General features: G+C 70.6%; 28 protein-coding genes. 14 read left to right on the top strand and 14 right to left on the bottom strand.

Annotated elements, in window-relative coordinates:
- Positions 1-73: 73 nt before the first annotated feature.
- A complete protein-coding gene (locus tag I7X12_RS13605) occupies positions 74-292 on the bottom strand; it encodes a hypothetical protein (protein ID WP_198060606.1) in 219 nt (72 codons plus the stop codon).
- Between the two features lie 211 nt (positions 293-503).
- Here I7X12_RS13605 and I7X12_RS13600 point away from each other — a divergent pair, with 211 nt between their 5' ends.
- Positions 504-1,487: an aldo/keto reductase gene (locus I7X12_RS13600; protein WP_198060605.1), complete on the top strand. Its 984-nt coding sequence runs from the start codon at positions 504-506 to the stop codon at positions 1,485-1,487.
- 46 nt (positions 1,488-1,533) lie between these two features.
- Here the strand turns inward: I7X12_RS13600 and I7X12_RS13595 are convergent, their stop codons facing one another.
- Positions 1,534-2,247, bottom strand: coding sequence for a hypothetical protein (locus I7X12_RS13595; RefSeq protein ID WP_198060604.1), 714 nt, complete (start codon positions 2,245-2,247; stop codon positions 1,534-1,536).
- A gap of 117 nt (positions 2,248-2,364) precedes the next feature.
- Here I7X12_RS13595 and I7X12_RS13590 point away from each other — a divergent pair, with 117 nt between their 5' ends.
- The 4 genes from I7X12_RS13590 (at position 2,365) to I7X12_RS13575 (ending at position 5,560) form a co-directional block, all read left to right on the top strand.
- Positions 2,365-3,033, top strand: a complete 669-nt coding sequence (locus I7X12_RS13590) for a hypothetical protein (protein ID WP_198060603.1) — start codon at positions 2,365-2,367, stop codon at positions 3,031-3,033.
- A gap of 83 nt (positions 3,034-3,116) precedes the next feature.
- Positions 3,117-3,380: a hypothetical protein gene (locus I7X12_RS13585; RefSeq protein ID WP_198060602.1), complete on the top strand. Its 264-nt coding sequence runs from the start codon at positions 3,117-3,119 to the stop codon at positions 3,378-3,380.
- Positions 3,381-3,521: 141 nt separating this feature from the next.
- Positions 3,522-4,529 (top strand): ABC transporter ATP-binding protein, encoded by a 1,008-nt coding sequence (locus I7X12_RS13580; protein WP_198060601.1) that lies wholly within the window; start codon positions 3,522-3,524, stop codon positions 4,527-4,529.
- Entirely contained in the window at positions 4,526-5,560 is a 1,035-nt protein-coding gene (locus I7X12_RS13575; protein ID WP_198060600.1) for an ABC transporter permease subunit, read from the top strand. Before I7X12_RS13580 ends, I7X12_RS13575 begins: the two co-directional genes overlap by 4 nt.
- Positions 5,561-5,662: 102 nt before the next feature.
- Here I7X12_RS13575 and ligA read toward each other — a convergent pair whose 3' ends face one another.
- Positions 5,663-7,756, bottom strand: coding sequence for an NAD-dependent DNA ligase LigA (ligA, locus tag I7X12_RS13570; RefSeq protein ID WP_198060599.1), 2,094 nt, complete (start codon positions 7,754-7,756; stop codon positions 5,663-5,665).
- Positions 7,757-7,826: 70 nt separating this feature from the next.
- On the bottom strand, positions 7,827-8,087 hold the full coding sequence (locus tag I7X12_RS13565; RefSeq protein WP_198060598.1) for a DUF7123 family protein: 261 nt from the start codon (positions 8,085-8,087) through the stop codon (positions 7,827-7,829).
- Positions 8,088-8,255: 168 nt separating this feature from the next.
- On the opposite strand from I7X12_RS13565, the gene I7X12_RS13560 reads away from it, so the two are divergent.
- Positions 8,256-8,408 (top strand): hypothetical protein, encoded by a 153-nt coding sequence (locus I7X12_RS13560; protein ID WP_198060597.1) that lies wholly within the window; start codon positions 8,256-8,258, stop codon positions 8,406-8,408.
- A 252-nt stretch (positions 8,409-8,660) separates the two neighbouring features.
- On the opposite strand, the gene I7X12_RS13555 is transcribed toward I7X12_RS13560, so the two are convergent.
- Positions 8,661-9,773 (bottom strand): pyridoxal-phosphate-dependent aminotransferase family protein, encoded by a 1,113-nt coding sequence (locus I7X12_RS13555; protein WP_198060596.1) that lies wholly within the window; start codon positions 9,771-9,773, stop codon positions 8,661-8,663.
- Positions 9,774-9,933: 160 nt separating this feature from the next.
- On the opposite strand from I7X12_RS13555, the gene I7X12_RS13550 reads away from it, so the two are divergent.
- Positions 9,934-10,296: a MarR family transcriptional regulator gene (locus tag I7X12_RS13550; RefSeq protein ID WP_198060595.1), complete on the top strand. Its 363-nt coding sequence runs from the start codon at positions 9,934-9,936 to the stop codon at positions 10,294-10,296.
- Between the two features lie 126 nt (positions 10,297-10,422).
- Entirely contained in the window at positions 10,423-10,554 is a 132-nt protein-coding gene (locus tag I7X12_RS20705) for a hypothetical protein (protein ID WP_269750317.1), read from the top strand.
- 90 nt (positions 10,555-10,644) lie between these two features.
- Here I7X12_RS20705 and I7X12_RS13540 read toward each other — a convergent pair whose 3' ends face one another.
- The 4 genes from I7X12_RS13540 to I7X12_RS13525 form a co-directional block, all read right to left on the bottom strand.
- Positions 10,645-11,022 (bottom strand): ArsR/SmtB family transcription factor, encoded by a 378-nt coding sequence (locus tag I7X12_RS13540; RefSeq protein ID WP_198060594.1) that lies wholly within the window; start codon positions 11,020-11,022, stop codon positions 10,645-10,647.
- 52 nt (positions 11,023-11,074) lie between these two features.
- On the bottom strand, positions 11,075-11,671 hold the full coding sequence (locus tag I7X12_RS13535) for a zinc ribbon domain-containing protein (protein ID WP_198060593.1): 597 nt from the start codon (positions 11,669-11,671) through the stop codon (positions 11,075-11,077).
- 163 nt (positions 11,672-11,834) lie between these two features.
- Entirely contained in the window at positions 11,835-12,239 is a 405-nt protein-coding gene (locus I7X12_RS13530) for an Hsp20/alpha crystallin family protein (RefSeq protein WP_198060592.1), read from the bottom strand.
- 325 nt (positions 12,240-12,564) lie between these two features.
- Positions 12,565-13,566 (bottom strand): DUF5784 family protein, encoded by a 1,002-nt coding sequence (locus tag I7X12_RS13525; protein WP_198060591.1) that lies wholly within the window; start codon positions 13,564-13,566, stop codon positions 12,565-12,567.
- Between the two features lie 171 nt (positions 13,567-13,737).
- Between I7X12_RS13525 and I7X12_RS13520 the strand changes: the two genes are divergently transcribed.
- On the top strand, positions 13,738-13,908 hold the full coding sequence (locus I7X12_RS13520; RefSeq protein WP_232342847.1) for a DUF5786 family protein: 171 nt from the start codon (positions 13,738-13,740) through the stop codon (positions 13,906-13,908).
- On the opposite strand, the gene I7X12_RS13515 is transcribed toward I7X12_RS13520, so the two are convergent.
- The 4 genes from I7X12_RS13515 to I7X12_RS13500 all read right to left on the bottom strand — a co-directional run bounded on the left by I7X12_RS13515 (position 13,889) and on the right by I7X12_RS13500 (position 18,092).
- Entirely contained in the window at positions 13,889-14,647 is a 759-nt protein-coding gene (locus tag I7X12_RS13515) for a DUF7530 family protein (RefSeq protein WP_198060590.1), read from the bottom strand. The genes I7X12_RS13520 and I7X12_RS13515 overlap by 20 nt on opposite strands.
- Positions 14,647-15,597, bottom strand: a complete 951-nt coding sequence (locus I7X12_RS13510) for an NAD(P)H-binding protein (protein WP_198060589.1) — start codon at positions 15,595-15,597, stop codon at positions 14,647-14,649. Before I7X12_RS13510 ends, I7X12_RS13515 begins: the two co-directional genes overlap by 1 nt.
- Before the next feature lie 68 nt (positions 15,598-15,665).
- Positions 15,666-16,529 (bottom strand): YkgJ family cysteine cluster protein, encoded by an 864-nt coding sequence (locus I7X12_RS20950; protein ID WP_232342846.1) that lies wholly within the window; start codon positions 16,527-16,529, stop codon positions 15,666-15,668.
- Between the two features lie 81 nt (positions 16,530-16,610).
- The gene (locus I7X12_RS13500) at positions 16,611-18,092 is read right to left on the bottom strand and encodes a PAS domain-containing sensor histidine kinase (protein ID WP_198060588.1); all 1,482 of its coding nucleotides are present in this window, start codon (positions 18,090-18,092) and stop codon (positions 16,611-16,613) included.
- A 194-nt stretch (positions 18,093-18,286) separates the two neighbouring features.
- Here I7X12_RS13500 and I7X12_RS13495 point away from each other — a divergent pair, with 194 nt between their 5' ends.
- Complete coding sequence (locus I7X12_RS13495; RefSeq protein ID WP_198060587.1) at positions 18,287-18,490, top strand: DUF7561 family protein; 204 nt, start codon at positions 18,287-18,289, stop codon at positions 18,488-18,490.
- A gap of 54 nt (positions 18,491-18,544) precedes the next feature.
- On the opposite strand, the gene I7X12_RS13490 is transcribed toward I7X12_RS13495, so the two are convergent.
- Positions 18,545-19,903: a hypothetical protein gene (locus I7X12_RS13490; protein ID WP_198060586.1), complete on the bottom strand. Its 1,359-nt coding sequence runs from the start codon at positions 19,901-19,903 to the stop codon at positions 18,545-18,547.
- Between the two features lie 153 nt (positions 19,904-20,056).
- Here I7X12_RS13490 and I7X12_RS13485 point away from each other — a divergent pair, with 153 nt between their 5' ends.
- From I7X12_RS13485 to I7X12_RS13470, 4 genes are all read left to right on the top strand, one after another.
- Positions 20,057-21,907 carry an ATP-dependent DNA helicase gene (locus I7X12_RS13485; protein ID WP_198060585.1) on the top strand — a complete coding sequence of 617 codons (1,851 nt, stop codon included), beginning with the start codon at positions 20,057-20,059 and terminating at the stop codon, positions 21,905-21,907.
- Between the two features lie 140 nt (positions 21,908-22,047).
- Positions 22,048-22,689, top strand: coding sequence for a thiamine phosphate synthase (thiE, locus tag I7X12_RS13480; protein WP_198060584.1), 642 nt, complete (start codon positions 22,048-22,050; stop codon positions 22,687-22,689).
- A 58-nt stretch (positions 22,690-22,747) separates the two neighbouring features.
- Complete coding sequence (locus I7X12_RS13475; protein ID WP_198060583.1) at positions 22,748-24,100, top strand: MFS transporter; 1,353 nt, start codon at positions 22,748-22,750, stop codon at positions 24,098-24,100.
- Positions 24,101-24,209: 109 nt separating this feature from the next.
- A complete protein-coding gene (locus tag I7X12_RS13470) occupies positions 24,210-25,214 on the top strand; it encodes an oxidoreductase (RefSeq protein WP_198060582.1) in 1,005 nt (334 codons plus the stop codon).
- The last annotated feature ends 17 nt before the right edge of the window (positions 25,215-25,231 follow it).

Below are 25,231 nucleotides of genomic sequence, written 5' to 3'. Positions count from 1 at the left end.
CCTGCTCCGTGCGGGTGACGCGCCGATCGCTGGGCCTCGGGAGCCCCACCGGCTGCTCGCCGGCCGAGACGCGTCAGAGCGCCACCCCGAGCGCGACGAACAGGAGCCCGGTTGCGCCGACGGCGGTGGCGTAGACGACCGTCCTCGTCCGCTGGGTCTCCTTCGCACCCGTCGGGTCACGCTCGTACTCGCGTGTGGCGGTCCACAGCCGGACCCGGTTCACTGGGTCGCCGACGATATACACGGCGAACGCGACCAGGAAGACGCCGAGGCCGACCGCAACGAGGTTCACGGGCGGTGTATGTCCGGCGGTGGATAAATGCGTTCTCCCGGTCGTCCGCTCGCTGTATCGGGTCACGCGGTCGGCGAGCGAACGAGGCGAGCGCGCGCTCGGAGGGGAGGAGCGAGTGTCCCCGTGAGCGATGTGAGCCGTGGGAGCGGACCGAGGGGGAGCGACCCGCCGGTTCCCACAGGCACTTTCCTCGCCCACTCGTGCGGCCCGCATGGAGTACACGACACTCGGGAGCACGGGAACGAGCGTCAGCGAGATCTGTCTCGGCTGTATGAGCTTCAGCGAGTCGGGCGAGGGCTGGAACGTCGACCGGGAGACGGCGACGGAGATCGTCGACCGCGCGGTCGAGCTGGGTGTGAACTTCTTCGACACGGCCAACGTCTACAACGCCGGCGAGTCCGAGTCGATCCTCGGCGACGCGCTGGCCGAGTACGACCGCGACGAGCAGGTGATCGCGACGAAGGTCCGGTTCCCCGGCGTCGACGACCACCCCAACGCCGCGGGCCTCTCCCGGAAGACCATCGAGCAGGAACTCGACAACTCGCTCGACCGGCTGGGCGTCGACACGGTCGACCTGTATCAGATCCACCGGTGGGACCCGGACACCCCGATCGAGACCACGCTTCGAACACTGGACGACGCGGTGCGCCGCGGGAAGGTCCGGTATCTGGGCGCCTCCTCGATGTGGGCCTACCAGTTCGCCGAGGCGCTCCACGCGAGCGACCGGCTCGGCCTCGACCGTTTCGAGACGATGCAGAACCACTACAACCTCGTCTACCGCGAAGAGGAACGGGAGATGCTGCCGCTCTGTGAGGAGCGGGGCGTCGGCGCCATCCCGTGGAGCCCGCTCGGCCGGGGCTATCTCGCGCGGCCGGACGACGAGTTCGAATCCACCGAGCGCGGCGCCAACGACGCCGCCGAGCGCAGCGAGCGGATCGACGAACACTACCGCGCCGGCGGCGGCGTCGAGACCAACGAACGGGTCCAGGAACTCGCCGCGGAGAAGGGCGTCTCGATGGCCCAGATCTCGCTGGCGTGGCTCCTCCACCAGCCCGCCGTCGACGCGCCGATCCTCGGCGTCTCCAGCGTCGACCACCTCGAAGACGCCGTGGAAGCCGTCGAGATCGACCTGAGCGACTCGGAGCGCGAGTACCTCGAAGAACCCTACGAGGCCGTCGGCGTCACCGGCCACTGAACTCGAGACGGAGTGCGGACCGCCGAGCGGTCCGGCCCGTCCGGGCTCACCGCCCGCCGAGCGGGTCCGTGCTCCCGGTCTCCGAGCCGCTCGCGGCACCTTCGGGCGGGCCGTCGTCGGGTTCGGCCGACCCGTCCGACCCGAACAGGACGACTTCCAGGTCGGCGACGGCGCCGTCGATGGTGTCGTCGTCGGCGGGGACGCGGATCGGGTCGTCGTCGCCGGCGACGGTCACTTCGAGCACGCGGTCGCGAGTCAGCAGGTAGACGGCGAAGACGAAGACGGCGAACAGCACGAGGAAGGCGCCGATCAGCCGCGCGAACTCGTCGATGCGGGCGATCAGCGAGAGGAACCGCTGGAGGATCGAGAGCAGCCCCCCCATCCCGAGCTGGCCGGCACCGGCGCCCGCGAACGCGTCGGTCGGGACGAACGACCCGAAGTCGACGAAGACGCCCACTGCGAGCAGGACGACGCCGTAGACGCCGAGCCGGGCGCCCTGTCGGATGAGGTTGTCCTCGCCCTCGTGGCCTTCGCGCACGTCGGCGACGTTCGGCAGCTCGACGGCGCGGTAGTTCTCTCCGTCGCGGTCGGGCGTAAACGCTAGCAGGCGGTGGGTCGTGACGACGACCCGAGTGCCCTCGCCCAGTTCGACGCGCTCGCGGATCGACTCGCCGTCGTAGCACAGGTCGTCGACGGACCCGGCCCACGCCCGCCCACCCGTCCCCCGGACGCTGTCGAGCACTCCGCGGAGTCGGGACATGTGACCCCCTGTCTCGCGCTGGGTCTTGAAACTGTGGCCCGGAGTCTCTCGATTGATACCCGTGCAGTCGCCGGTAGGTGGCGGATAACTACGTGGGTCACCGCGCGAGCGCGACGCATGGTCGACGTCTTCCGACGGGGAGTGCTCGCGGCGGCCTGTCGCTGGGTGCTGGTCGTGGCGGTCACCGGCGTCGAAGCGGCGGCGCTGTCGATCTGGTTGGCGTTGCTCGCCGGCGCGAGCCCCGCCGCTCGGGACGTCGCCGTCGGCGCGGTGGTGCTCGCCGTCGCCTTCCTCGTCTGCCAGTTCCTGGTCGACCTGGCGGTCAACGGTTCCGCAGTCGGGTTCCCGCTCGGGCGAACACTGGGCGTCGCGCTCAGCGAGACCGCGGTCTGGACGGGGTGGCTGGCCGTCGTCGCCGCTATCGGCGGCTCCCGCGGCGCGTTCGTCGGCAGTGTCGCCTTCGCCGTCGCGCTGGCGCTCCAGCACACCGCCGAGGTCGACGCCCTCCGGGGGGCGCCGCTGGGGTCGCGACTCGTCGACCCCAGCACCGTCGGCTACAGCCTCGTCACCGCCGCCGGCGCGACCGCCTGGCTCGCTCTGGAGACGGGAGTCGCGAGCGGCGACCCGCTCGCCGACCTCGGCGTCGGCCTCGCGCCCGATATCGTCGGATCGGGGGCGCTCGCGACCGCGTTGCTGGTCGAACACGTCGCCGGCGTCGCGGTCGCGCGCCGCGAGTGTGCCGAGCGGACGACACCGGCCTCGTTCCGACCGCGCTCGTCGACGTGACCCTGGGCGGGGCCGACGAGGAGGCGGCGACCCGCCACCGCTCGATCCGCTGGCTACAAACCCGCGCCGTTCCACGTGACGGTATGAGCGACGACACGGTCAGGTGCTGGCTGGTCGACCGGATCTCCCGCGACGAGAACCTCGTCACGCTGGTGTACGCCACCACCGACGGCGAGCGCCACCTCACCAAACAGCTGTCCTTCCAGTTGCTCTCGCGCAAACCCACGACCGCGGCCGTCGACGTCGACTCCGAGAAGCTAGAGCCGACGGCCGACGACGAGCGCGAGCGCTACGCGACCCAGGCCCGGTCGATGGCCGACTCGCACGACCCCGACGACGAGGTGTGAGACCGGCGTCCGGGCGTGGCCGGCGTCCACCGCACCCCGCGGGCCGCCCGCCGCCCGCGCCACCACTACCCCGACGGACTCGTCGGTCGGGGGGTCGAAAGTGTATCAAAACCTAAATCGGAGGGCGCGAAAGGCCCGGCCATGCCAGCGATCGAACTCGACGGCGTGACGAAACGCTTCGACGACGTCACCGCCTTGCGGGGGGTCGACATGACCGTCGAGGACGGGGACGTGTTCGGGTTTCTGGGGCCCAACGGCGCCGGCAAGACGACGACCATCGACATCCTCCTCGACTTCGTCCGGCCGACCGCGGGCTCGGCCGAAGTGCTCGGTCTCGACGCCCGCGAGGAGTCGGAGACCATCCGTGAGCGACTGGGGGTGCTCCCGGAGGGCTACGACCTGTACGACCGCCTGACCGGTCGCCACCACCTCGAGTTCGTCGGCGAGGCAAAGCGGGCCGACCCCGACCCCGAGGCCATCGCCGACCGCGTCGGCCTCGACCGCGAGGACCTCGACCGCAAGGTCGGGGGGTACTCCCGCGGGATGGCCCAGCGGCTCGCGCTGGGCATGGCCTTGGTCGGCGAGCCCGATCTGCTGATCCTCGACGAGCCCTCCTCGGGACTGGACCCCAACGGCGCGCGCCTGATGCGACAGATCGTCCGCGAGGAGAACGAGCGGGGAGCGACCGTCTTCTTCTCCAGTCACATCCTCGGGCAGGTCGAATCGGTCTGCGACCGCGTCGCCATCCTCCAGGACGGCGAGGTGATCGCCGTCGATACCGTCGGGGGCCTGCGCGGGGCGACCGACACCGGGACGCGACTGGTCGTCAGCGTCGACCCCGACGATGCGGATGCCGCCGCCGAGGCCGCACACGAGGTTCCGGCGGTCGAAGGCGCGACCGTAGAGGGTGACGACCTCGTCGTCGCGGTCGACAGCGACGCGAAGATGAGCGTCCTCACTGCGATCGAGGACGCCGGGATCGCGGTCGACGACTTCGAGACCGAGGAGGCGTCGCTCGAAGACCTGTTCGCCGCCTACACCGACGCCGAGACCGACGCCACCCCGGCGGCGACCGCGGGCGGCGGGAGCGATACGGACGCCGACGGCGATGCGAAGGCCGACGACGCCGAGGGAGGTGCGGACCGATGAGCGCGGACGCCGAGAGCGGCGGCGGCGGTCTCGACGGCGCGCTTCGCGAGACCTTCGACTGGTACCCGGTCGCCAAAAAGGAGTTCCGCGACGCCATCCGATCGAAGGGGCTGTGGGTTCTCTCCTTCCTGTTCACGACGCTGTTCGTCATCCCGGCGGCGCGCAACTGGTGGACCCTGCGCGGTGCCGAGCAGGTGCCGCGGCGCCTGCAGGAGTTCGGCCTCCAGGTGGCGATCTCTCGGCCGTACCTGGACATCGTCACGCTGCTGGTTCCCATCGTCGCCATCTTCGCGGCCTACGCGGCCGTCTCCGACGAGCGCACCAGCGGGTCGCTGAAGGTGCTCCTGTCGCTGCCGTTCTCCCGCCGCGACGTGATCGTCGGGAAGGTCGTCGGCCGCAGCGCCGTCGTCGGCGTCCCGCTGCTCGCGGCGCTCGGCCTGACGGGCCTGTTTTTCGCCGTCTCGCCGTTCACCTTCAAGCTCGGCGTCTTCGCGTGGTTCGTCCTGTACACGGTCGTCTTCACCGTGGTCTTCACCGCCGTCGTCGTCAGCATCTCCGGCGCGATGTCGACGAACCTCCGGTCGCTGGCCGGCGCCGGCATCGTCTACTTCTACCTCTCCTTCGCCTGGAACTCCCTCGCGAACTCGATCGGCGACCTGCTGGCCGACTTCGCCGGGATCGGGGAGGCGCTGCGCTGGCAGATCGTCCTGTTCGTCAAGCTGCTCAGCCCGACCCAGGCGTACAGGACGCTCACCAACTCGATGCTCGGCGAGGGCGCGGGCGCCGCGACCACCGCCCGCTACGGCATGTTCCAGCAGGGCTCCGAGGCCATGGGCGTCATCTGCGGCGACGTGCTCGGCGGCACCCCGCAGGTTCGCCAGACCATGTTCCGCAACCAGACCGTCTGCCAGACCGGCGGGTCCGGCCTCCCCGTCTACTTCTCCGACCCCGCCGTCTTCGTGAGTCTCCTCCTCTGGATCGGGCTCGCCGCCGCGGTCAGCTACTACACCTTCGACCGCGTCGACCTCTGACCGTCGGTCGCGGTTCGGCCGGGCCTCGTTTTTTCGCGGTCCCGCCGCTGGGAGTTCGCTCGGGTATCGACGAAACCGGGAGCGGCCCGCTCGCGGTCCGGCTCAGTCCGCTGCCTCGACGCCGTACTCACGCAGTTTCGACTCGAACGCCTCGACGCCGTCGAGGATCGGCACGTCGTGCTCGGCGGCGTCGTCGCGCTTGGTCTGCCCGGGGTTCTCGCCGGTCACGAGGAAGTCCGTGTTGCCCGAGACGCTGCTGGTCGCCGAGCCGCCGGCCCGCTCGACCAGGTCCTGGGCGTCGCTGCGGGTGTAGCCGTCGAGCGAGCCGGTGAAGACGAAGGTCAGCCCCGCTAAAGCGTCGCCGGTCGAAGTCTCGGCCTCCTGGGGGTCGACGTGGGCGAGCAACCGGTCCAGCACGTCCCGGTTGGCCTCGCTGTCGAAGAAGTCCCGGATCTCGGCGGCGACGGTCGGCCCAACGTCGGAGACGGCCTGCAGGTCGTCCTCGCCTGCCTCGCGGACGGCGTCGAAGGTGCCGAAGTACCGTGCGAGCGAGGCCGCGACGGTCTCGCCGACCTCCGGAATGCCGACGGCGGTGAGGAAGTCGGCGAGCGGCGGTTCGCGGGCGTCGTCGAGTTCGGCGACCAGGTTCTCGGCGCTGGTCTCGCCCCACCCTTCCAGGTCGGTGAGGTCGTCGACGGTCAGTTCGTAGAGGTCTGCCACGTCGTCGACCAGGCCGGCGTCGAGCAGCTGCTGGACGCGCTCCTCGCCGACGCCCTCGATATCGAGTCCCGTGCGGGAGGCGTAGTGCTGGACCGACCGCTCGCGCTGACCGGGACAGCCCAGTCCACCGGAACAGAAGGCCATCGGCCCGTCGCGCTCGACGGCGCTCCCGCAGACCGGGCACTCGTCGGGGAACGCGAAGTGGCCCTCCCCGTCGGCGTCGGTCACCTCGGCGACCTCGGGGATCACGTCGCCCGCGCGGCGGACGCGCACCCCGTCGCCCACGTCGACGCCGAGGCGCTCGATCTCCGCGGGGTTGTGCAGGGAGGCCCGCGAGACCGTGACGCCGCCGACCTCGACGGGGTCCATCAGCGCGACGGGGGTCAACCGTCCGGTTCGGCCGACCTGAACGACCACGTCCCGGACCGTCGTGTGCTCGCTGCGGGCGGGGAACTTGTAGGCGAAGGCCCAGCGGGGCGCCCGCGAAGTGGTGCCCAGTTCGTCGCAGGCGTCGGTGTCGTTCACGGAGACGACGACGCCGTCGATCTCGTAGTCCAGGTCGTCCCGTTCGTCTAGTCGGGCGTCGCGGTAGTCGACGGCCGCCTCGATATCGTCGACGAGTTCGGTCCGATCGCAGGTCCGCAGCCCCCACTCGGGGAGAGTCTCGTGCATCTCCCAGCGGGTGTCGAACTCGACCCCGTCGAGGACGTCGAAGAAGAACACGGAGAGCGGGCGCTCGGCGGTGACGGAGGGGTCGAGCTGGCGGAGCGTGCCGGCGGCGGCGTTGCGGGGGTTGGCGAAGGGGTCGTCGCCGCGTTCGACGAGTTCGCGGTTGTAGTCCTGGAAGGCGGGCTTTGGCATGTACACCTCGCCCCGGACCGCGAGGAACTCGGGGTAGTCGCCGCGCAGGCGCTGAGGGACGCTCGGGATGGTGCGGACGTTCTCGGTCACGTCGTCCCCCACCTGGCCGTCGCCGCGGGTCGCCGCGCGCTCGAAGACGCCGTCCTCGTAGACCACCTCGACCGAGAGACCGTCGAACTTCGGCTCGCAGTAGTACTCGATCTCCCCGTCCCAGTCCGCGGAGTCGAGCCCCTCGCGGACGCGGCGGTCGAACTCGCGGGCGTCTTCGGCTTCGCCGCCCTGGTCGATAGAGCGCATCGGTGCGACGTGCTCGACGTCCGGCAGTTCGTCGCGGGGGGCGCCACCGACGCGCCGGGTCGGGCTGTCCGGGGTCTGCACGTCGAACCGCTCTTCGAGGTCGCGCAGTCGCGAGAACAGCGCGTCGTACCTCCGGTCGTCGATGGCGGGGTCGTTCTCGACGTAGTAGCGCTGGTCGTGATAGCGGATCGCCTCGCGGAGCCGCTCGGCCTGGGCTTCCGCGTCGGTTCCAGTGAGGGCCTCGACCGGGTCGAAGTCGGTCGAGGGCTCGGCGAGATAGGGGTTGTCCGCGGGTATGTCGGCCGCGTCGTCGGTCATTGCCCCTCTCTCGCGGCGGCACCCTCTTTGAACCGTCGGTGCGAACCGCCCGACCCGCGCTCCCCGGAACTCAGTCCCGCGCGCTCACTTTCCAGGTCGTGCTCGACGAGCGGCCCCACTGCTCGATCGTCACGTCGTCGGTTCGGTCGGCGAGGATCCCCATGTTGATACCGACCTCCTTCGAGGACAGATCGAGCTCGTCGGCGACGTGCTTGGCCTTCAGGTAGGCGGTCCCGTCGACCCGGTCGCACAGATACGAGAGGAGCCGCGCCTGGGTCTCCGAGAGCGAGCGTCGCGCGATCGACCCGTCCCGACGGGCTGGCGTGGGCATGGCCGATCGAACGGCGCGTCGACACATCGTTATGCGTCGTATTCCGGCGTCAATCGTCGCCCAACACGCCCTCGGCGACGGTCATGGCCTCCACGTCGGGGTCCTCGGCGGTCGACCGGAGGACGAACCACCAGCAGATTTTTTCGAACGGCCGCGTGACCGAGATACATGAGCCTCACGACGGACGACCTCGCGGAGTTCGCGGCGACGGACCCGGAGGACGACGAGAGCGTCCCGCTGGGCGACGCGCTGGGGGAGCTGGCCGTCGACGTCGAAGTCGATGCCGTCGAGGCGATTCGCGACATCCGCGAACGGCGATGACACTGCTTCTCGATACGAACGTCCCAGGAGCCGATCGGGTCGGCTACTCGTCTTCGAGTTTCTCGTAAATCTCGCGGTGGCGCTCGAAGTCGCGTTCGAAGAGGCGGCGGACGAGAGCCTCTCGATCCGTCGAGTCCTCCGCGCGACGCCCTCGGACGCCTCGTCGCTCCGCTCGACGATCTGCTCGTGTATCGCCAGCACGTCGTCGACAGTCGGATGCGACAGGGGCACTGTCTGGGGTCCCGCGAGCGATCAGAGGTCGGCCACGTCTTCGATGGCGTCGGTCAGCTCCTCGATGCTCTCGACGTCGTGTTCGCCCATGTGACCGATGCGGAAGGTTTTCTCGCCGAGCTGGGAGCCGTAGCCGTTCGAGAACACGAAGTCGTACTCCTCGGAGACCTGCTCGATGGTCGCGGCCACGTCGATGTCCTGGGTGTTCTCGATGCAGGACACGGTCTGAGAGCGGTAGCCTTCTTCGGCGAACAGATCGAAGTGCTCTTCGGCCCAGTCGTGGACGTACTCGGTCATCTCGCGGTGGCGCTCGTCGCGGCCCTCGTGGCCCTCTTCGAGCATGTACTTCATCTGCTTGCGGTAGGCGAGCATGACCGGGATCGCCGGGGTGGAGTGGGTCTGGCCCTTCCGGTCGTAGTAGTCGATCGTGCGCTGGAAGCCGCCGTACCACGAGGCCGACCCCTTCTCCAGTTCGCGGTCGTAGGCGTCGTCGCTGACGACGCAGACCGCGAGTCCGGGCGGCATGGCGAAGGCCTTCTGGGTGGAGGCGAAGATCACGTCGATGTCGTGTTCGTCGATGTCGACGTAGTCGCCGCCCAGCGCGGAGACGGCGTCGACGACGAAGTAGGTGTCCGGGTAGTCGGCGACCACGTCGCCGATCTCCTCTATCGGATTGCGGACGCCCGTCGAGGACTCGTTCATCACGGTCGCGACCACGTCGTAGTGTTTGTCGCTCTCCTCCAGTTCGGCGCGGATGTCTTCGGGCTTGATCGCCTCGCCCCACTCGTACTCGAGGCGGTCGACGTCCTTGCCGAGCCGTTCGGCGACGTTGGCGTGGCGCTCGCTGAAGCTCCCGCAGGTCGGGACGAGGATGTTCTCGTCGACGAGGTTCAGCGTCGTGGACTCCCAGAACTCGGTGCCCGACGCGGTGAGGATGACCACCTCGTTGTCGGTGCCGAGGAACTCCTTGGTGTCCTCGACGATGGTCGTGTAGAGGTCGGTCATCCGGTCCATCCGGTGGCCGAACATCGGCTGGGCCATCTCGTCGATGACGTCCTCGCGGACTTCGGTCGGACCGGGGATGTACAGCGTCTTGTCGTCGTAGTCGCCTGTGTATTCCTGTTTCTTGGACACGGAAACCACCGTTCGTTACCGGAACGCTCGGAGCGGGAGGGTATGGTAGTTTTGATGCTGGGGAGACAGCGGAGACACGGTCGACACAGTGGCGCGCCCCGTGTCGCTGGTCGCTGCCGTCGAAATTATTACGTTCGGTTACGTAGTTACAGTAGTTACGATGCCTATCGACGTCGAGGAGTTCGAGGAGTCACCGGAGGCCGAACTCCGCGCCGGCGGGAACGGGCCGACCAACGGGGAGCGAGTGCTGGCGTTCCTCGCCGCACACGACGACCAGGCGTTCACGCCGAAAGAGATCAGGGGGGCGACCGACGTGGCGCGGGGAAGTGTCGGCGTCGTGTTGAGTCGACTGGAAGACAGGGGACTCGTCCGCCACCGGGGGGAGTACTGGGCGATCGCACCCGACGCCGATATCGACGCGGCGCTCACGAGTGTTCACGTCGCCCGGGCTGCGAGCGACCGGTTCGGAGCCGAAGACCCGGCCGAGTGGGGCCCCGGTGTCGACGATTCGGAGGACGAGTAGATGCCGTCGCGGGGCGAGGTCTGGTGGGGTCCTGCGCCGCACAAAGACACACCCGCGTATCGCCCGTGGTTGACCCTCAGCACCGACGCACATCCGTTCGGACGCGAGGAGTGCATCTGCGCCGCGATGACGACACAGGACCACGACGAGGGGATCGCCGTCCCCGACGATGCGTGGGTCGCCGGCGGGTCCGAGAGACGGGCGTACGTCTCGCCGTGGTACGTCGCTACGGTGAAACACGCGGCGTTCGATCGATAGCAAGGGGCAGTCGTCGAATCGCTCGTCCGGCGAGCCGCGGCCGCGCTCCACGGATACGCGCCCGAATCCGTCACGTCTTGAACGGCTCGTTCACTCCGCGCGCCACGGCGCCGAGAGGTGGACGTGGAACAGCTTCCCGCACCCCTCGTCGCCCCAGACGGGACGCGCCTCGGATCCGGCGGCGTCGCTCGGCTCCGGCCGTCCGCTCGCTGAGTCGCCCGTCGCCGCGATCACGCGACTGCCGGCGTGGCCGAGTTCGTATCCGTCGCCCGTCTCGCGAACGAAGTACTCGCACAGGCGCCGCAGGTGGTAGCTGAACCGGCCGGAGTCGGCCACGCCGCAGCGCTCGCGTAGCCGGGTAAACGAGAGCGGTTCGTCGGCGTCGGCCAGCGCCCGCAGGATCGACAGGCGCGTCTGGTCGCCCAGCACGTCGAAGGCCTCGGCCGGATCGTCGACCGGAGCGGTCATCGGCGGCGATCCGGACGCCTCGCTCCTGTACGTTGCGGCCGGCGCGCCGTCCTCAGGCGGGGCGAGCCCGCCCGGCCAGATATCCGACGGCGACGAGGGCGAGCGCGACGACGCCCAGCGGGACGGCCATGAGCAGGTAGCCGACGACCACGCCGGCGAGCCCGCCGTCGGCCCCGGTCGCGATCCCGAGCGGACCGACGACCAGGGCGACCGCGACCGCGTAGGCGCCGAGCCTGACCGCGCCGAACACCGACTCGCTGCGGAGCACGTAGCCGGTCGTCCCGACCCACGCGAGCAGTCCCGCGCCGCCGCCACCGACCGGGAACGCCGATCCGACCGCGAACGCGGCCGCGATCCCGACGAAGAGCCCGGCTGCGACGCCCACGGCGACCGTCAGCGCGCCGTCCAGCCGTCCGTCCGATCGGAGCAGTCCGCCCGACCGGGTCGACTCGTCCGACCGCGACGACGCGTCCGAGACCGACGCTCCGTCGGGATCCGGAGCGACCGGCCCCGTCGCGTCCGCGTCGTCGGTCGCCGCCCCACCGACGGGATCGTCGAACTCCGCCCCGCAGTGCATGCAGTAGTCGGCGCGCGTCCCGACCGGTTCGCCGCAGTCGGGGCAGGCCGGGTTCGACGTATCGACACCCATCGAGTCGACCTCACGGCGGAGGAACAAAACGCTATCCTCGGCGGTCGGGGCGCTGGTCGGCGATGCCGCTGCGGGCGAGAGCGATGCGGACGGACGAAGGTCGGCGGAACGGAGCGACTCCCGCAGCGACCGCGGCGGTGGGGACGACCGATCGACCGGGGACTCAGGACAGGTCGATGTTCGCGGAGTCGTCGGCGCGGTCGAAGGTCACTTCGAGGATGCCGTTGTTGTACGACGCCGAGGCGGAGTGTTCGTCGACGCGGGCGGGCAGGCGGACCCGCTCGTGGTACTCGCGGGCGTCGGCCGCGGCGTCGAGGGTGAGTACCTCGCCGTCACAGCGCAGGTCGATATCGTCCTTGTCGACCCCGGGGATGTCAGCGACGACCCGCAGGGAGTCGTCCTCCTCGTACACGTCGAGGTGCACGTCCGCACCCGACGGGTCCGAGGGGGCGGGTCCGCCAGCGCCGGCACCGCCGCGGGCACGGGCGTCGTCCATCACGTCGTTCATCATCCGCTCTATCTCCCGGAAGAACTCGTCGAAGGGGTCGTCGCGGTCGTCGCGTCGCATGTGAGAACCTATGTGGATCGGCGGCAAAAGCTTTCGGCTCGCGGATCCGTGTCCGCACGCGGGGACGTGCCCGTCGAGGAGTGGTTTCGGGTCGCTCCGCCGCGAGAAGGACGGTCGCCCGTAGACTTGCGACTGTTTCGAGCGGCCCGCCAGGAGGACACGCTCACGGCGGCGCCGTCCGATCGCGGGCCAGCGGCCCGCTCGTACGATCCGTGGGAGTTCCGATCCAGCGCGATTCCCACCGAGGCGCCGTCACTCCCAGCGGTCGACGGCACGCGCCGTTTGCGAAGTTGTCGATCCTCCGTCACTCCGAAGGCCCGAAGCCTCAGACCCACTCGATAGCGCCGTCGAGGTCCAGCGACACGTCGCCGTGGCGGTAGCCCTCGCAGCGGCCGTCGGGTCGGTAGCGGAAGACGACGGTGGGCTGGTAGCCGACGGAGGGGCGCTCGGCGCGGATGGGGTTCCACTCGTCGTCGCGGAAGGAGGTGCAGTCGACGAAGAGGACGGCGTCGTCGTGGATGGCGAGCTGGTCGCGGGTCTTCGAGTCGACGGTGCGCCGCAGGGCGGCGATGGCGGTGCCGGCGGGGCGATTGCGGGGGGCCATCGGACGGGTGACTTCGACCAGGCGCTCGCCCTGTGGCGTCTCGACGGCGAAATCGAGCGCGTGGCCCGAATCGCGTTCGGACTCGGGAACGAAGGGGATCCCGGCGTCGGCGAGCAGCTTGGCGGCGTCGAACTCGCCCATGGTGGCACGCATGCGGCCGAACTCGTTGCGCTCGCTGGTGCCGAGCTTGGCGGCCATGGTGTAGCGGTGGTCGTCGAGGACGCCGCTGTCGAGCAGGCGCTCGTAGAATTCGAGACCCTCCTCCCGGGTGGCGTCGGGGAAGCCCGCGGCGTCGTTGTCGAAGAAAGCGCGGGTGGTCTCGCGGCCGTCTTTCGAGAAGAGGACGGGGAGGAAGAACCACGAGACGTACTCGTAGGCGGCGAGCCAGGGGGCCTGCCGTCGGAGGTCGTAGGTGAGTTCGCGCTGTGCCCAGCGAGCGACCTCGAACGGTGCCTCGTCGAAAGTCTCCTTGTCGGTGCGCCACAACGTCTCGGGGGTCTCGGTGTTGCCCAGCCAGTAGGCGCCGTCGTCGTCCCAGGCGAACAGCGCGAGGTCGCCGTTGTCCATCTCGATCCGGCGGGCGTGATACCCGCGCGGGCCGTCGATCTTCGGCGTCGTCAGTCGGGCGCCGAAGCGGTCGTCCAGCGGGGCGAGCAGGTCGCGTCTGACCCGCTCCTCGTCCCAGCGCTGCGTCGACCGCCGAAAGCGAACCGGTCCGGCCATATCGGGGGAGAGGCCGCCAGCGGTATACACTGTTCGGACTCGTCGCCGCACCGCCGTCCGGCGCCCGTCCGGATCCCCCAGCGGGTCGGACGGTTCGACCGTGTTCGACGGAGTATCTCACCGACCGTTACATTGATAGGTGTTAACTCACAAGTGTGGGTGTGATACACAATGTCTATGGGAGCATACGACGAAGTGGAGCATGAACGCCGCGAGCGCAAGAACGGGGAAGTCGAGGTGAGCGACGACGACCGGCGGACGGAGTACCGCGGCGAGGTGGCGTACGACAGCGACGAGTCGACCGAGGAGTTGCTCGACCAGTTCAGGGAGATAACTTCGTAATCGCGTCGGTCCCTTCTGTGCGCCGGTAGAGGACGACCAGCGATAGCGTCGTGACGGTCGCGACGGCGACGACGTGGCCGACGACGGCGACCAGCAGGATCGTGTGGTCCAGCAGGAAGGGGACGAGCAGCAGCTGGAGGATGCCAAAGCCCATCGTCTCGAGATCCGCGCGGGCGAGGACTCGCGTCTGTTCGGGCGTGAAGCGAAAGCGAGCCGACCGCCACAGCGCGGCGACGCTGGCCCACCAGCCGGTGCCGATGCGGTAGCACACGTCCCAGAGGATCAGGAGGGTGAGATACGTCGCGGCCAGCGGTGGCTCGGGGCCGAGCAGGCCGGTCACCAGCGGCCGGGTCGAGCGCGGGTCGACGACGAACAGGTAGGTCAACAGGGCGACGAAGGCCAAGACGCCGAGGACGACCTCGATGCTGGAGCCGAAGAGGAGCCGCCGGTAGGACTCCGGCGGGTCGGCCCGTCGGACGTGTTTGCTGATCCGGAGCATCTCGACGCTGCCGGCGGTGGCGACGACGACCGCGGCGGTCCCGGCGAGGGCGCCGTCGAGGAGGCCGTAGTACCAGGCCAGCACCAGGACGCCGGCCTCGAACAGCGAGAACTGCAGCGCCAGGGCCAGCCGCTCGGAGATGTGGATCCCGGGGAGCGCGCCGAAGATGCTCTCGTACACCCAGGTCTCGCCGTACTCGGGGACGAGTCGGTCGGTCTCGGGGCTCGAATCGGCGCCCATCAGCGCCGCCCTCCGCGCTCGCCGGTCGTCGGACTTCCGCCGGGAGCGGGCCTGGACGTGCCCGCATCCGGCGCGAGCGCCTTCCGGACGGCGTCGTCGAAGGTCGTCAGTTCCACGGAGACGTGGTCGCGGATGGCGTCGTCGGTGACGACGACCGGGTTCTTCAGCCCGAGGACGAGCGGGCGCGCCACGCTGGTCGGTACGTCGGTCACCAATCCGATCCAGTAGGAGGACAGCTTCGGCGTGAGTACGGGTACCGAGAGGATAAGCGGCCGCCGCCGCCCCATCGCCTCGGCGGTGCGGGCGAGCATCTCACGGTACGTCAACACGTCGGGGCCGCCGATACCGTAGGTCTCGCCGGCGGTCTCCGGCGCGTCGAGGACGCCCACGAGGTAGGCGACCACGTCGTCGACGGCGATGGGCTGGCACTCGTTTCTCACCCACCTGGGCGTGACCATCAGCGGCAGCCGGCGGACGAGCTGACGGACCATCCGGAAGCTGGCGCTGCCGTCGCCGACGATGACGGCCGCCCGTAGCGTCGTCAGCGCGTAGTCGGCGTCGGCGAGGATCATCTCGACCTCCCGCCGGGAACGCAGGTGCGGCGAGAGGTCGTCGCCGTCCTCGCCGAGGCCGCCCAGGTAGACGACCCGGTCGACACCAGCGTCGCTCGCGACCGCGGCGAAGTTGCTCGCCGCGCTCCGGTCGCGCTCCTCGAAGTCGTCACCGGCTCGCATCGAGTGGACGAGGTAGTACGCCGCGTCGATCCCTTCGAAGGCGGACGCGAGCGTGCCGGGTTCGAGCAGGTCGCCCTGAACCACCTCGACGCCCGGCGGCGGGTCGTAAGCCGAGGGGTCCCGGACCAGCGTCCGCACCTCGTGGCCGGCGCCGGTCAGGGCGGGGACGAGCCGCCCACCGACGAACCCTGTCGCCCCTGTGACGAGCACGTGCATACCCGATCCAGGGACTCCGCCCCCTTAACGAGGGCGGCGACCCCGCCGCGTTGCAGTGGCGCCGAGGGTCAGCCGTCCCATCCAGGCGTCTCGGGTGCACCCCGGTCGGCCTCGACGGCCGCGGCGGTCGCGGGGTCCGGGGCCTCCTCGTCGGCGCGGTCGGTCCACTCGGTGACGGCGGCGTCGACCCAGGACTCGGCAGCGAGCGCCCGCTCGCGGGCGCGCTCGTAGCGGTCGTCGCTGACGGCGAGCGTCCCCGGACTGGAGGCGGCGGCGACGGCGACGAACTCGGCGTGGTCGGCCCGCGTCGCCTCGTTCGCGGCGAGCCGCTCGACTGCACCCTCGACCCGCTCGGTGTCCGGATGAGTGAACACCCGCGCGCCCACCGCCCCCGGACCCAGAACGGGGTCGGCGTCGGCCGGCGGTTCGTCGTCGGGGAGTCGCTCGCCGCCGTGGACCCGCTCGACGCGTTCGCATTCGGTCTCGGCGTCGAGCGCGAGGTTGTCGCCGGGGTAGGTCGCACAGGTCTCGGGGTAGACGTCGCCGTCGTGGATGCGACACTGGAGCGTCTCGGGGTCGAGGAACGCACAGGACGGGAGCCAGCGGGGCTCGGCGTCGAAGGGCGCGACGGGTTTGGGGACCTTCCGCAGCCCGACGAGGAAGGCGGGACGCCCCCGGACGGCGGCGACGTCGACGCCACCGACGGTGACGCTCGGTCCGTCGTCGATCCGGAACAGGCGGGCGACCAGCGCGCCCGCGAGACCGTCGTCGAGGAACGCCCGCACTTCGTCGCTCGAGACCGGCGCGAGGTTGTCGACGTCGTCGAGCGGTCGGTACCGGCCGCGGCGCTCGTGGCCGTGGTCGGCGTCGTCGGGCGCCAGCGCCCGCCAGTCGAGACAGCAGCCGGCACACCCCTCGCAGTTCACCTCCATGGCCGCGCTTGGGCGCCGACGCGGAAAAGACCGCGCCCGGGATGGGCCGCTGCGGGCAGGTAGCTGCGGGCGTCGCTCGCGTCAGTCGTCGCCCGTGCCGGCCCGCTCGTCCGCCGCTCCGTCGTCGGCGCGGGAGTCGGCGAGGCCACCACCGTTCACGTCGCCGAACTCGAAGCGGGCACCGCCGGAGTCGCTCTCGGTCACGTCGGTCTCCCACCCGTGGGCTTCGGCGATCGTTCGGACGATACTCAGACCCAGCCCCGTCCCGTCGTCGTCGGTCGAGTACCCCGCGTCGAAGACGCTGTCCCGGTGAGCCGCGGGGACGCCCGCGCCGTCGTCGGCGACAAAAAAGCCCTGGCGCTCGCCGAGGTCGCCGACCGTGACCGTCACGTCGTCGCCGCCGTGGGCCACCGCGTTGCAGACGACGTTCTCCAGCAGCTGCCGGAGGCGACTCTCGTCGGCCAGTAGCGTCGCCTCGGTCTCGACGGCCAGCGTCGCCTCGCCCGTCTCGACGACTGTCCAGGCTCGGCCAGCCACCTCGGCGAGGTCGACCGGTTCCGGGTCGCTCACCGTTTCGCCCTCGCGGGCGAGCGTCAGCACGTCCTCGATGATGGCGTCGATCCGATGGAGCGACCGCTCGATCGCCTCGAAGTGCTCCTCGTCGCCCTCGGCGCGGGCGAACTCCAGCCGGCCCAGCGCGACCTCCAGCGGGTTGCGCACGTCGTGGGAGACGACGCTCGCGAACCGTTGGAGCCGCTCGTTCTGGCGTTCGAGCTGGTTCTCGTAGCGCTTGCGTTCGGTGATGTCCCGGGTCACGCCGACGACGCCGAGCACCGCCCCGTGCTCGTCGCGCCAGGGCGCCTTCGAGGTGGTGACGTAGGTCTCCTCCAGGTCGTCGCCGTGGGCGTGTTCCACTCGGCCGTCGACGGACTCGCCCGTCTCGACGACGCGGCGGTCGTCGGCGACCGCCTCCTCCGACAGACCCGGTGGGTACAGGTCGAAGTCCGTCTTCCCGACGACGTCGTCGGGCGCGTCGTGGCGTTTCCCGTCGGGACCCTCCAGGTACGAGGGACCGGTGAGCCGCGGCATCTCGTCGCTGACTCGGACGTGCCGGCTTCGTCGGTCCTTGAAGTACACCGACAGCGGGACGTTCTCCAGCAGCGAGGCGAGCATCGTCGACTCGCGGCGGGCCTCGCGGCGGCGCTCGATCAGCGGGCGCAGGTCCGCCAGCCGCTCGACGCGGTCGGTATCGGCGTCGACCTGCAGGTAGGTCTCGACGCCCAGGTCCGTCGCGGCCGCCAGCGGCAGGGCGTCGTCGACCGAGAACACGACGACGGGGAGCGACGCCGAGTAGTCACGGACCGCCTCGACCGTCGCCCGGCCGTCGAACGAGCCGTCGCAGTCGCAGACGACCGCGTCGACGTCGCCCTCGGCGAGTCGCTCCGCTACGTCGCCGTCGGGGGTCGCTCCGCGGACCGTGAGGCCGTCGCCGGACTCGACCCAGGCGTCGGCGACCGCCGCCGCCTCGGACCCGACGTACAGCGCGACCGGTGGACCGTACATGTGAGATCCCGATTCGATATCCGTGTTTCCCCGTCCTCGACATAAGTGGGCGGGATCGTATACCATGGTATCGACCGGCGGGGGCGGCCGGGGCCGACCGACGCGAGCCGGCCGATCGACGCGCCGGCGCCGGCGTCTCGGTTCGTCAGCGAACGGCCCGCGGCGCTTTTGTCGGTGGCCCCACTACGGCGGGTATGACGACCCAGCCGTGCGACGGCTGCGGCGAGGACGTGAGCATCGCCGGTGGCATCGCGAACATCTGGACCCGGGAGAGCCGGACGACCGACGGGCTGGCGCTCGAACTGGCCGACGGCTCCGACCACTTCCTCTGTTACGACTGCATCGAGCGGCTCCCCGACGAGCGCGAACCGACGGCCGACGACGTGGCCGACCTGTAAGGCGTCGCCACGGGCGCGAGACGGCACCCCGAGGCTCGACCGGTCGGCTCCCCATCAGGCGTCCGGTCGCTCGTTCGTCGCGAGCGTCGCCGATACGCCGCCGTCGGCCGACTCCCAGACGACGTTGATCTCGTAGCCGCTCGCGACGCCGACTTCGACCCGGTCGCCGGCCACGACCGCCTCGTCGTCCCCGCTTGCGGTGCCCTGCCACTGGCCCGCCGCGGTCTGGTCGACTCCCTCGACAGACGCGAAACCCGCACCGCGGATGTACAGCTCCGATCTCGCGATCGAGTCGCCGCCCTCGTGGGTAATCTCCAGAATCCCGACGCCGTCGCCTGTCGGGTCGTGCTCGAACCCGAAGATGGCCTGGGGCGTTCGCGGGGCGGTCCGGGACGAACCGGGGAACGACCCGGTGCCGAAGGTCGTCACCTCGGCGCTCGGAATCGACGCCTTCGCGGTCGCGACCCGACCGTCGACGGCAGTCGTCGGCTCCTGCCCGTAAAACACGTCGGCGTCGGCGGCCCACTCGGCCAGCGCGGCCTCGTCGACTTCGTTCTCGGGGAAGACCGCGGGCGCCTTGACCCGCGTCTCGGTCTCGCCGACCTCGATACCGATCCCGCCCGCGACGGCGCCCTCTAGCCTCGCCTCGGCGGCGTAGGTCCGTCCGCTGACGAGGTGTGCCGAGCCGATCGCAGCGGTCAGGCGCTCGCAGTCGTCCGACTCGTCGACGTACCGGGGGCCGGCGCCGGCCTTCGCGTCGACCACTGCCTCGACGACCGAGCGGGCCGCGTCGGGGTCGCTGGCCCCCAACGACAGGACGATCGCCGACTCGGCCAGCGCCGCCGCGCCGCGGTCGCCGGTAAACACCGCGAACCCCTCCCTGGTCGTGACCTCGGTGAGTCCCCGACCGCGCAAGTCCTCGGCGACCGTCTCGCGGTCGAGGTCGGCCTCGAAGACGAGGACCCCCGGCCGGATCCGGTGGAACGCCGCGGCGTCGGCGTAGCTGTCGATACCCGGGACCGACGGGTCGCCGCGCAGCCCCTCGGTCGCGCCGTCGCCGAGGTCCGACTCGCGGTCGAGGACATCACGGGGAGCTATCGAGGTGAACCGGTAGCCGTCGCGGTCGAACGCCGCCGGCGCCGGCAGCCACTCGGCGTAGTCTGCGTTGCCGAGCCCGTCGGGCGACGGCGTGGCGGTCTCGGTCGGCGTCGGGGAGTCGGTCGCCGTCGCAGTGTCGGTCGGCGTCTGACTCGGTGTCCCGGTCACCGTGGCGTCCGTCTTCGCGTCGGTGTCGGTCCCGGCACCGCCGGGGCCGTCGGTCGCGGTCGTGTCGTCGCTCAGACAGCCGGCCGTCGCGCCGGCGAGGAGGGCAGCGGCGCTCCGTCGGAGGAAGCTGCGTCGCGGGGATGTCATCGTCCCCGCGTTTTCCGGCGCGGTGGTAAATACTTGCTGGCCGACATCGGTGGCCGGGCGGGGGAATCGGATTCGTGGCGTCGGGTGCGGAGCCGGGGTGCGGTGTCCGGGCCTTCCGGCAGTTTTACGCTTCCGGCACCGGTGGTCTCTGCCGTGCAACCCGGCCGGATCACCGAGGAGTTCCCGGCGCCGTCCTACCGCGGCGCACAGGAGCAGGCGCTCGCGGACATCCGCGACGCCTTCGCGGCCGACAACGACGTCGTCCTCGTGCGCGCTCCGACCGGCAGCGGCAAGTCCCTCCTGGCTCGCGCCATCGCCGGGTGCGCCAGGACCGCCGGCGAGAGCGAGGCCGGCGAGGTCGTCGACGCCTACTACACCACCCCGCAGGTCTCCCAGCTCGACGACGTGGCCGGCGACGACCTGCTGACCGACCTGAAGGTGATCCGCGGCAAGAACAACTACGACTGCATCCTCCCCGGCGAGACCGACACGCCCGTCGACCAGGCGCCTTGCGCCCGCGAGCGGATGTTCGACTGCCAGGTCCAGCACCGCTGCCCCTACTTCTCCGATAGAGCGATCGCCGCGAACAACCGCATCGCCGCGATGACGCTCGCCTACTTCATGCAGACCGCCGGCTCGGACGTGTTCGGCCAGCGCGACGTGCTCGTGATCGACGAGGCCCACGGCCTGGGCAACTGGGCCGAGATGTACGCCACCATCGACCTCGGTCCCGACACCGTCCCCATCTGGGACGCCTGCGAACCGCCCGACATCGACGGCCTCGACGACGCCGTCTCCTACGCCGACACGCTCCACACGATGGCCGGCCGCCGACTGACGGAGGTGCGCCAGCAGGCCGAACTCGACCCCGAAGAGGCCGCCGAGCGCGACAAACTCGTCCAGTTGCAGTCCGATCTCTCGTGGTTCGCCGAGGACTACCGCGACGACGAGAGCGGGACGACCTGGGTCGTCGACCAGAACGGCGGGGAGGGGAGCCGGGTGACCATCAAGCCGATGGCGCCCGAGAAGTACCTCAAACACACCGTCTGGGACCGGGCCCGGAACTTCGCGCTGCTGTCGGCGACGATCCTCAACAAGGACGCCTTCTGCGCCAACGTCGGCCTCGCGCCCGACCGCGTCGAACTCGTCGAGGTGCCACACACCTTCCCCGTCGAGAACCGGCCGCTGTACGACGTGACCCAGGGGAAGATGACCTACGAGGCCCGCGACGAGACGATCCCCCGGGTCGCCGAGACGCTCGTCCGCATCATGGCCGCCCACCCCGACGAGACGGGGTTGGTCCACTGTCACTCCTACGCGATCCAGGACCAGTTGCTCGACTATCTGCGGGAGTACGGCGTCGAATCGCGAGTCCGCGCCCACGACTCCGATGATCGGGACGCCCAGCTGTCGACCTGGAAGCGGGTCGACGATCCCGACGTGTTCCTCTCGGTGAAGATGGAAGAGGCCCTCGATCTGGAGGGGGATCTGTGTCGCTGGCAACTGCTGTGCAAGGCGCCGTATCCGAACACCCGCGACTCCCGCGTGGCCGCCCGTCTGGAGGACGACCAGTGGGGCTGGTACTACCGGACCGCCCTCCGCACGGTGATCCAGGCCTGTGGCCGCCCGGTACGGGCGCCAGACGACTACGGCGCGACGTACCTCGCCGACTCCTCGCTGCTGGATCTCTTCGAGCGCGCCCGCGTCGACATGCCCGACTGGTTCGCCGAACAGGTCGACCGGATGTCGACGCCCGACCTCCCCGCCGCGGACGCGACGGCCGCGACCGGGTCGGCGTCGTCCAGTGGGTCGGGTCGCTCTCGGTCGACGGGGTCGAGCGCGAGCGGGTCCGGTCGATCCTCGTCGGGCTCGGCCGGTGGGTCGGCGTCGGGTTCCGACTCGGGGTCGAACTCGGGCGGTGGCGACGACTCGCGGAGCGGTCGCCGCTCACGGCGCTCGAAGTCGAGGTCCAACCCGATCGCCGACGTGTGGGACACGGAGTAGCCGGGGCGGCGAGACCGGCGTGAGTCGCCCGCCGAGTCGTTGCGAGGGCGTGTTCACCCCGGTTCGCCCGGCTCCGCCCGACGCGTCGGGCGGGACGGTAGTTCGAAAGTAACAGGTCGATGGGCTCGAAGTCCCCGGCGATGTCAGACTGGGGCGTGTATCTCGTCACGCAGGAGAGTCTCTCGGGCGAGCGAACGACGCAGGCCGTCGTCGAGGCGGCCGTCGCGGGCGGCGTCGACGTCGTACAACTGCGGGAGAAAGACCGGAACGTCCGCGAGCGCTATCATCTGGGACGGCAGCTCCGAGAGCTCACCCGCGACGCCGGCGTCACGTTCGTCGTCAACGACCGGGTCGATCTGGCCGCGGCGGTCGACGCCGACGGGGTCCACCTCGGCGACGACGACCTGCCCGTCGAAGTCGCCCGCGAGCAACTGGGCCCCGACGCCCTGATCGGCCGGTCGGTGTCGTTCGTCGACGACGCTCGCCGCGCCGAGAAGGCCGGTGCGGACTATCTGGGCGTCGGCGCCGTCTACGCCACGGGCTCGAAGGACGATATCGACGACGACGAGCACGAGATCGGCCCCGAGCGCGTCGGCGAGATCGCCGCCGCCGTCGACATCCCGGTCGTCGGGATCGGCGGCGTCACTGCCGACAACGCCGCCCCGATCGTCGAGGCGGGCGCCGACGGCGTCGCCGTCATCACCGCGATCACCGGCGCGGACGACCCCGAAGCCGCGACCTGCGACCTCGCCGGGACGGTCGCCGACGCTCGCGAGGACTGACGAGTTTGGGGGTGGCGTCGCCCATAGCTATTCCCCGATACGCGCCGAACGAACCGCCGTGCAAGACCCTCGTGCCGTCGGGTCGTCGGTCGCCGGGCGGCGGCGACCGCTCCTCGCGATCCTCGCCATCGTCTTCGTCGACCTCATGGGGTTCGGGATCGTCATCCCGATCCTCCCGTTCTACGTCCGCGATCTCGGCGGGACCGACGTGGTCTACGGCCTGCTGGCGGCGTCCTATTCGCTGATGCAGTTCGTCTTCGCGCCGCTTCTGGGTCAGCTGTCTGACGTCCGCGGCCGGCGACCGGTGCTCATGCTCTCGCTGGCGGCGAACACCGTCGCCTGGACCGTCTTCGGCCTCGGCGGCGAGGTGCTGGCGGTCGCGGGGACGACCGCGGCGCTGGCGACGCTGTTCCTCGCGCGGATGCTCGCCGGCGCGATGGGCGGCAACATCGCCACCGCCCAGGCCTACATCGCCGACGTGACGCCAGCCGACCGACGCGCCGGCGCGCTGGGACTGGTCGGCGCCGCCTTCGGCCTGGGGTTCGTCTTCGGGCCTGCGCTCGGGTCGGTCCTGGCGAGCGACGGCGTCGTCGCCGCGGGGTCGGCCGTCTTCCCGGATTTCGTGCCCGCGACGCGCTTCTCGCTGCCGAGCTTCGGCGCGGCCGTCCTGAGCTTCGTCGCCTTCCTCGGGACGTGGGCCGGCCTGCCCGAGCCCCAGCGCCACGCGACGGCCGGCGGCCGCCCGCGGATCGTCGGGCAGTTCGTCGACGCCGTCCGCGACGCCACGCTGGGGCCGCTCGTCGGCGCCTTCCTGGTCGCGTCGGTCGCCTTCTCGGGCATCCAGGTGGCGTTCATCCCGTTCGTCGCGGACGTGTACGGCTACGACGCCTCCCAGGCCGGCCTGTTGCTCACCTACGTCGGCGCGCTCGCAGTGGTCAACCAGGGCGTCGTCGTCGGACGGCTCTCGCGGATCGTGCCCGCCAGGCGGCTCGCCGTCGCCGGCGCCGCCCTGCTGGTCGTCGCGCTCGCGGCCTTTCCGTTCTCGCCGGAGATCGGTCGGGCGCTGCTCGGCGAGCGGGCGATCTTCGGATTCGGCCCGCGGGTGCTCGCGCTGCTTGCCGCGCTGACGCTTTTGTCGCTGGGCAACAGCCTGTTGAACGTCTCGCTGACGACGCTGGTCTCGCTGGCGACGAGCGCCGACCGGCAGGGCGGCGCTTTCGGCGTTACGCAGGGGGCAGGCAGCCTCGGACGGACCGTCGGCCCGCCGGTCATGACGGCGCTGTACGCCGTCGTCGTCTACTGGTCGCCGTTCGTCCTCGGCGCCGTCCTGACGCTTGGGATCGTCGCCGTGTTGACGACCGTCCGGGTGGCCGACGGCCCGACCGAGACGCCACTCGAGCGCACCGACTGACCGGGGTCGCTGGCGCCGGTGTCGCCGCTGACGTCGTCGCGAGCCGCTCCGACGGGCTCCCCCACTCGTTTGGCGCCGGGCTTGAGTAGGAGGCGCCCGAACGAGGGGTATGACCAACTGGACCGCCGCCGACGTGCCGGACCTGTCGGGGCAGACGATCGTCGTCACCGGAGCCAACAGCGGACTCGGCTTCGAGGCGACCCGCGCCTTCGTCCGGAATGGCGCGACCGTCGTGATGGCCTGCCGCAGCACCGACCGCGGCGAACGGGCGGCCGCGGAGATCCGCCAGCGAGAGGGGTTCCCGGCCGAGGAGGCCGTCCTCGACGTTCGCGAGTGCGACCTGGGCGACCTCGCTTCGGTCGAGTCGTTCGCCGACGACCTGCTGGCCGACTACGAGGGGATCCACGTCCTCTGCAACAACGCCGGCGTGATGGCGATCCCCCGGTCGGAGACCGCCGACGGCTTCGAGACGCAGTTCGGCGTCAACCACCTCGGCCACTTCGCGCTGACGGGCCACCTCGTAGAGCGGATCGTCGCCACGCCGGGCGAGACGCGTATCGTCACCCACTCCAGCGGCGCTCACCAGGGGGGCGAGATAGACTTCGACGATCTCCACCACGAGGACTCCTACGGCAAGTGGGAGGCCTACGGGCAGTCGAAGCTGGCGAACCTGCTGTTCGCCTACGAACTCCAGCGCCGGCTCTCGGCGGCGGGCGTCGAGGACACGGTCTCGGCGGCGTGTCACCCGGGCTACGCCGCCACTTCGCTGCAGTCCCGCGGCCCGAAGGAGGAGGGGTCGACGGTGAAACTGTACGCGATGCGAGCGGCCAACGCCGTCCTCGGCCAGTCCGCCGAGATGGGCGCGCTCCCGCTACTGTACGCTGCGACCGCGCCCGGCGTCGACGGGGGCTCGTACATCGGCCCCGGCGGTCTGTTCGACATGCGCGGCCACCCCGAGCCACAGCGCTCGAACGACCGCTCCTACGACGAGGGGCTGGCCGACCGGCTGTGGACCGTCTCCGAGGAACTGACCGGCGTCACCTACGACTTCGAGGCGCTGGTGCCCGAGGCCACAGACGACGCGAGCGACGGGGCCGCGAGCGCCGCGGACTGACGAGTCGAACCGTTCCG

This window comes from Halosimplex litoreum (assembly GCF_016065055.1).
In the GTDB taxonomy this organism is placed as follows: domain Archaea; phylum Halobacteriota; class Halobacteria; order Halobacteriales; family Haloarculaceae; genus Halosimplex; species Halosimplex litoreum.
The sequence above is the reverse complement of the archived record's forward strand: the minus strand, read 5'-3'. Positions and strand labels throughout refer to the sequence as shown.

Coding starts and splice junctions, on each gene's coding strand:
- I7X12_RS13600 (WP_198060605.1), top strand. CDS start 504: ATGGAGTACACGACACTCGGGAGCACGGGAACGAGCGTCAGCGAGATC.
- I7X12_RS13595 (WP_198060604.1), bottom strand. CDS start 2,247: ATGTCCCGACTCCGCGGAGTGCTCGACAGCGTCCGGGGGACGGGTGGG.
- I7X12_RS13590 (WP_198060603.1), top strand. CDS start 2,365: ATGGTCGACGTCTTCCGACGGGGAGTGCTCGCGGCGGCCTGTCGCTGG.
- I7X12_RS13585 (WP_198060602.1), top strand. CDS start 3,117: ATGAGCGACGACACGGTCAGGTGCTGGCTGGTCGACCGGATCTCCCGC.
- I7X12_RS13580 (WP_198060601.1), top strand. CDS start 3,522: ATGCCAGCGATCGAACTCGACGGCGTGACGAAACGCTTCGACGACGTC.
- I7X12_RS13575 (WP_198060600.1), top strand. CDS start 4,526: ATGAGCGCGGACGCCGAGAGCGGCGGCGGCGGTCTCGACGGCGCGCTT.
- ligA (WP_198060599.1), bottom strand. CDS start 7,756: ATGACCGACGACGCGGCCGACATACCCGCGGACAACCCCTATCTCGCC.
- I7X12_RS13565 (WP_198060598.1), bottom strand. CDS start 8,087: ATGCCCACGCCAGCCCGTCGGGACGGGTCGATCGCGCGACGCTCGCTC.
- I7X12_RS13560 (WP_198060597.1), top strand. CDS start 8,256: ATGAGCCTCACGACGGACGACCTCGCGGAGTTCGCGGCGACGGACCCG.
- I7X12_RS13550 (WP_198060595.1), top strand. CDS start 9,934: ATGCCTATCGACGTCGAGGAGTTCGAGGAGTCACCGGAGGCCGAACTC.
- I7X12_RS20705 (WP_269750317.1), top strand. CDS start 10,423: ATGACGACACAGGACCACGACGAGGGGATCGCCGTCCCCGACGATGCG.
- I7X12_RS13540 (WP_198060594.1), bottom strand. CDS start 11,022: ATGACCGCTCCGGTCGACGATCCGGCCGAGGCCTTCGACGTGCTGGGC.
- I7X12_RS13535 (WP_198060593.1), bottom strand. CDS start 11,671: ATGGGTGTCGATACGTCGAACCCGGCCTGCCCCGACTGCGGCGAACCG.
- I7X12_RS13530 (WP_198060592.1), bottom strand. CDS start 12,239: ATGCGACGCGACGACCGCGACGACCCCTTCGACGAGTTCTTCCGGGAG.
- I7X12_RS13525 (WP_198060591.1), bottom strand. CDS start 13,566: ATGGCCGGACCGGTTCGCTTTCGGCGGTCGACGCAGCGCTGGGACGAG.
- I7X12_RS13520 (WP_232342847.1), top strand. CDS start 13,738: ATGTCTATGGGAGCATACGACGAAGTGGAGCATGAACGCCGCGAGCGC.
- I7X12_RS13515 (WP_198060590.1), bottom strand. CDS start 14,647: ATGGGCGCCGATTCGAGCCCCGAGACCGACCGACTCGTCCCCGAGTAC.
- I7X12_RS13510 (WP_198060589.1), bottom strand. CDS start 15,597: ATGCACGTGCTCGTCACAGGGGCGACAGGGTTCGTCGGTGGGCGGCTC.
- I7X12_RS20950 (WP_232342846.1), bottom strand. CDS start 16,529: ATGGAGGTGAACTGCGAGGGGTGTGCCGGCTGCTGTCTCGACTGGCGG.
- I7X12_RS13500 (WP_198060588.1), bottom strand. CDS start 18,092: ATGTACGGTCCACCGGTCGCGCTGTACGTCGGGTCCGAGGCGGCGGCG.
- I7X12_RS13495 (WP_198060587.1), top strand. CDS start 18,287: ATGACGACCCAGCCGTGCGACGGCTGCGGCGAGGACGTGAGCATCGCC.
- I7X12_RS13490 (WP_198060586.1), bottom strand. CDS start 19,903: ATGACATCCCCGCGACGCAGCTTCCTCCGACGGAGCGCCGCTGCCCTC.
- thiE (WP_198060584.1), top strand. CDS start 22,048: ATGTCAGACTGGGGCGTGTATCTCGTCACGCAGGAGAGTCTCTCGGGC.
- I7X12_RS13470 (WP_198060582.1), top strand. CDS start 24,210: ATGACCAACTGGACCGCCGCCGACGTGCCGGACCTGTCGGGGCAGACG.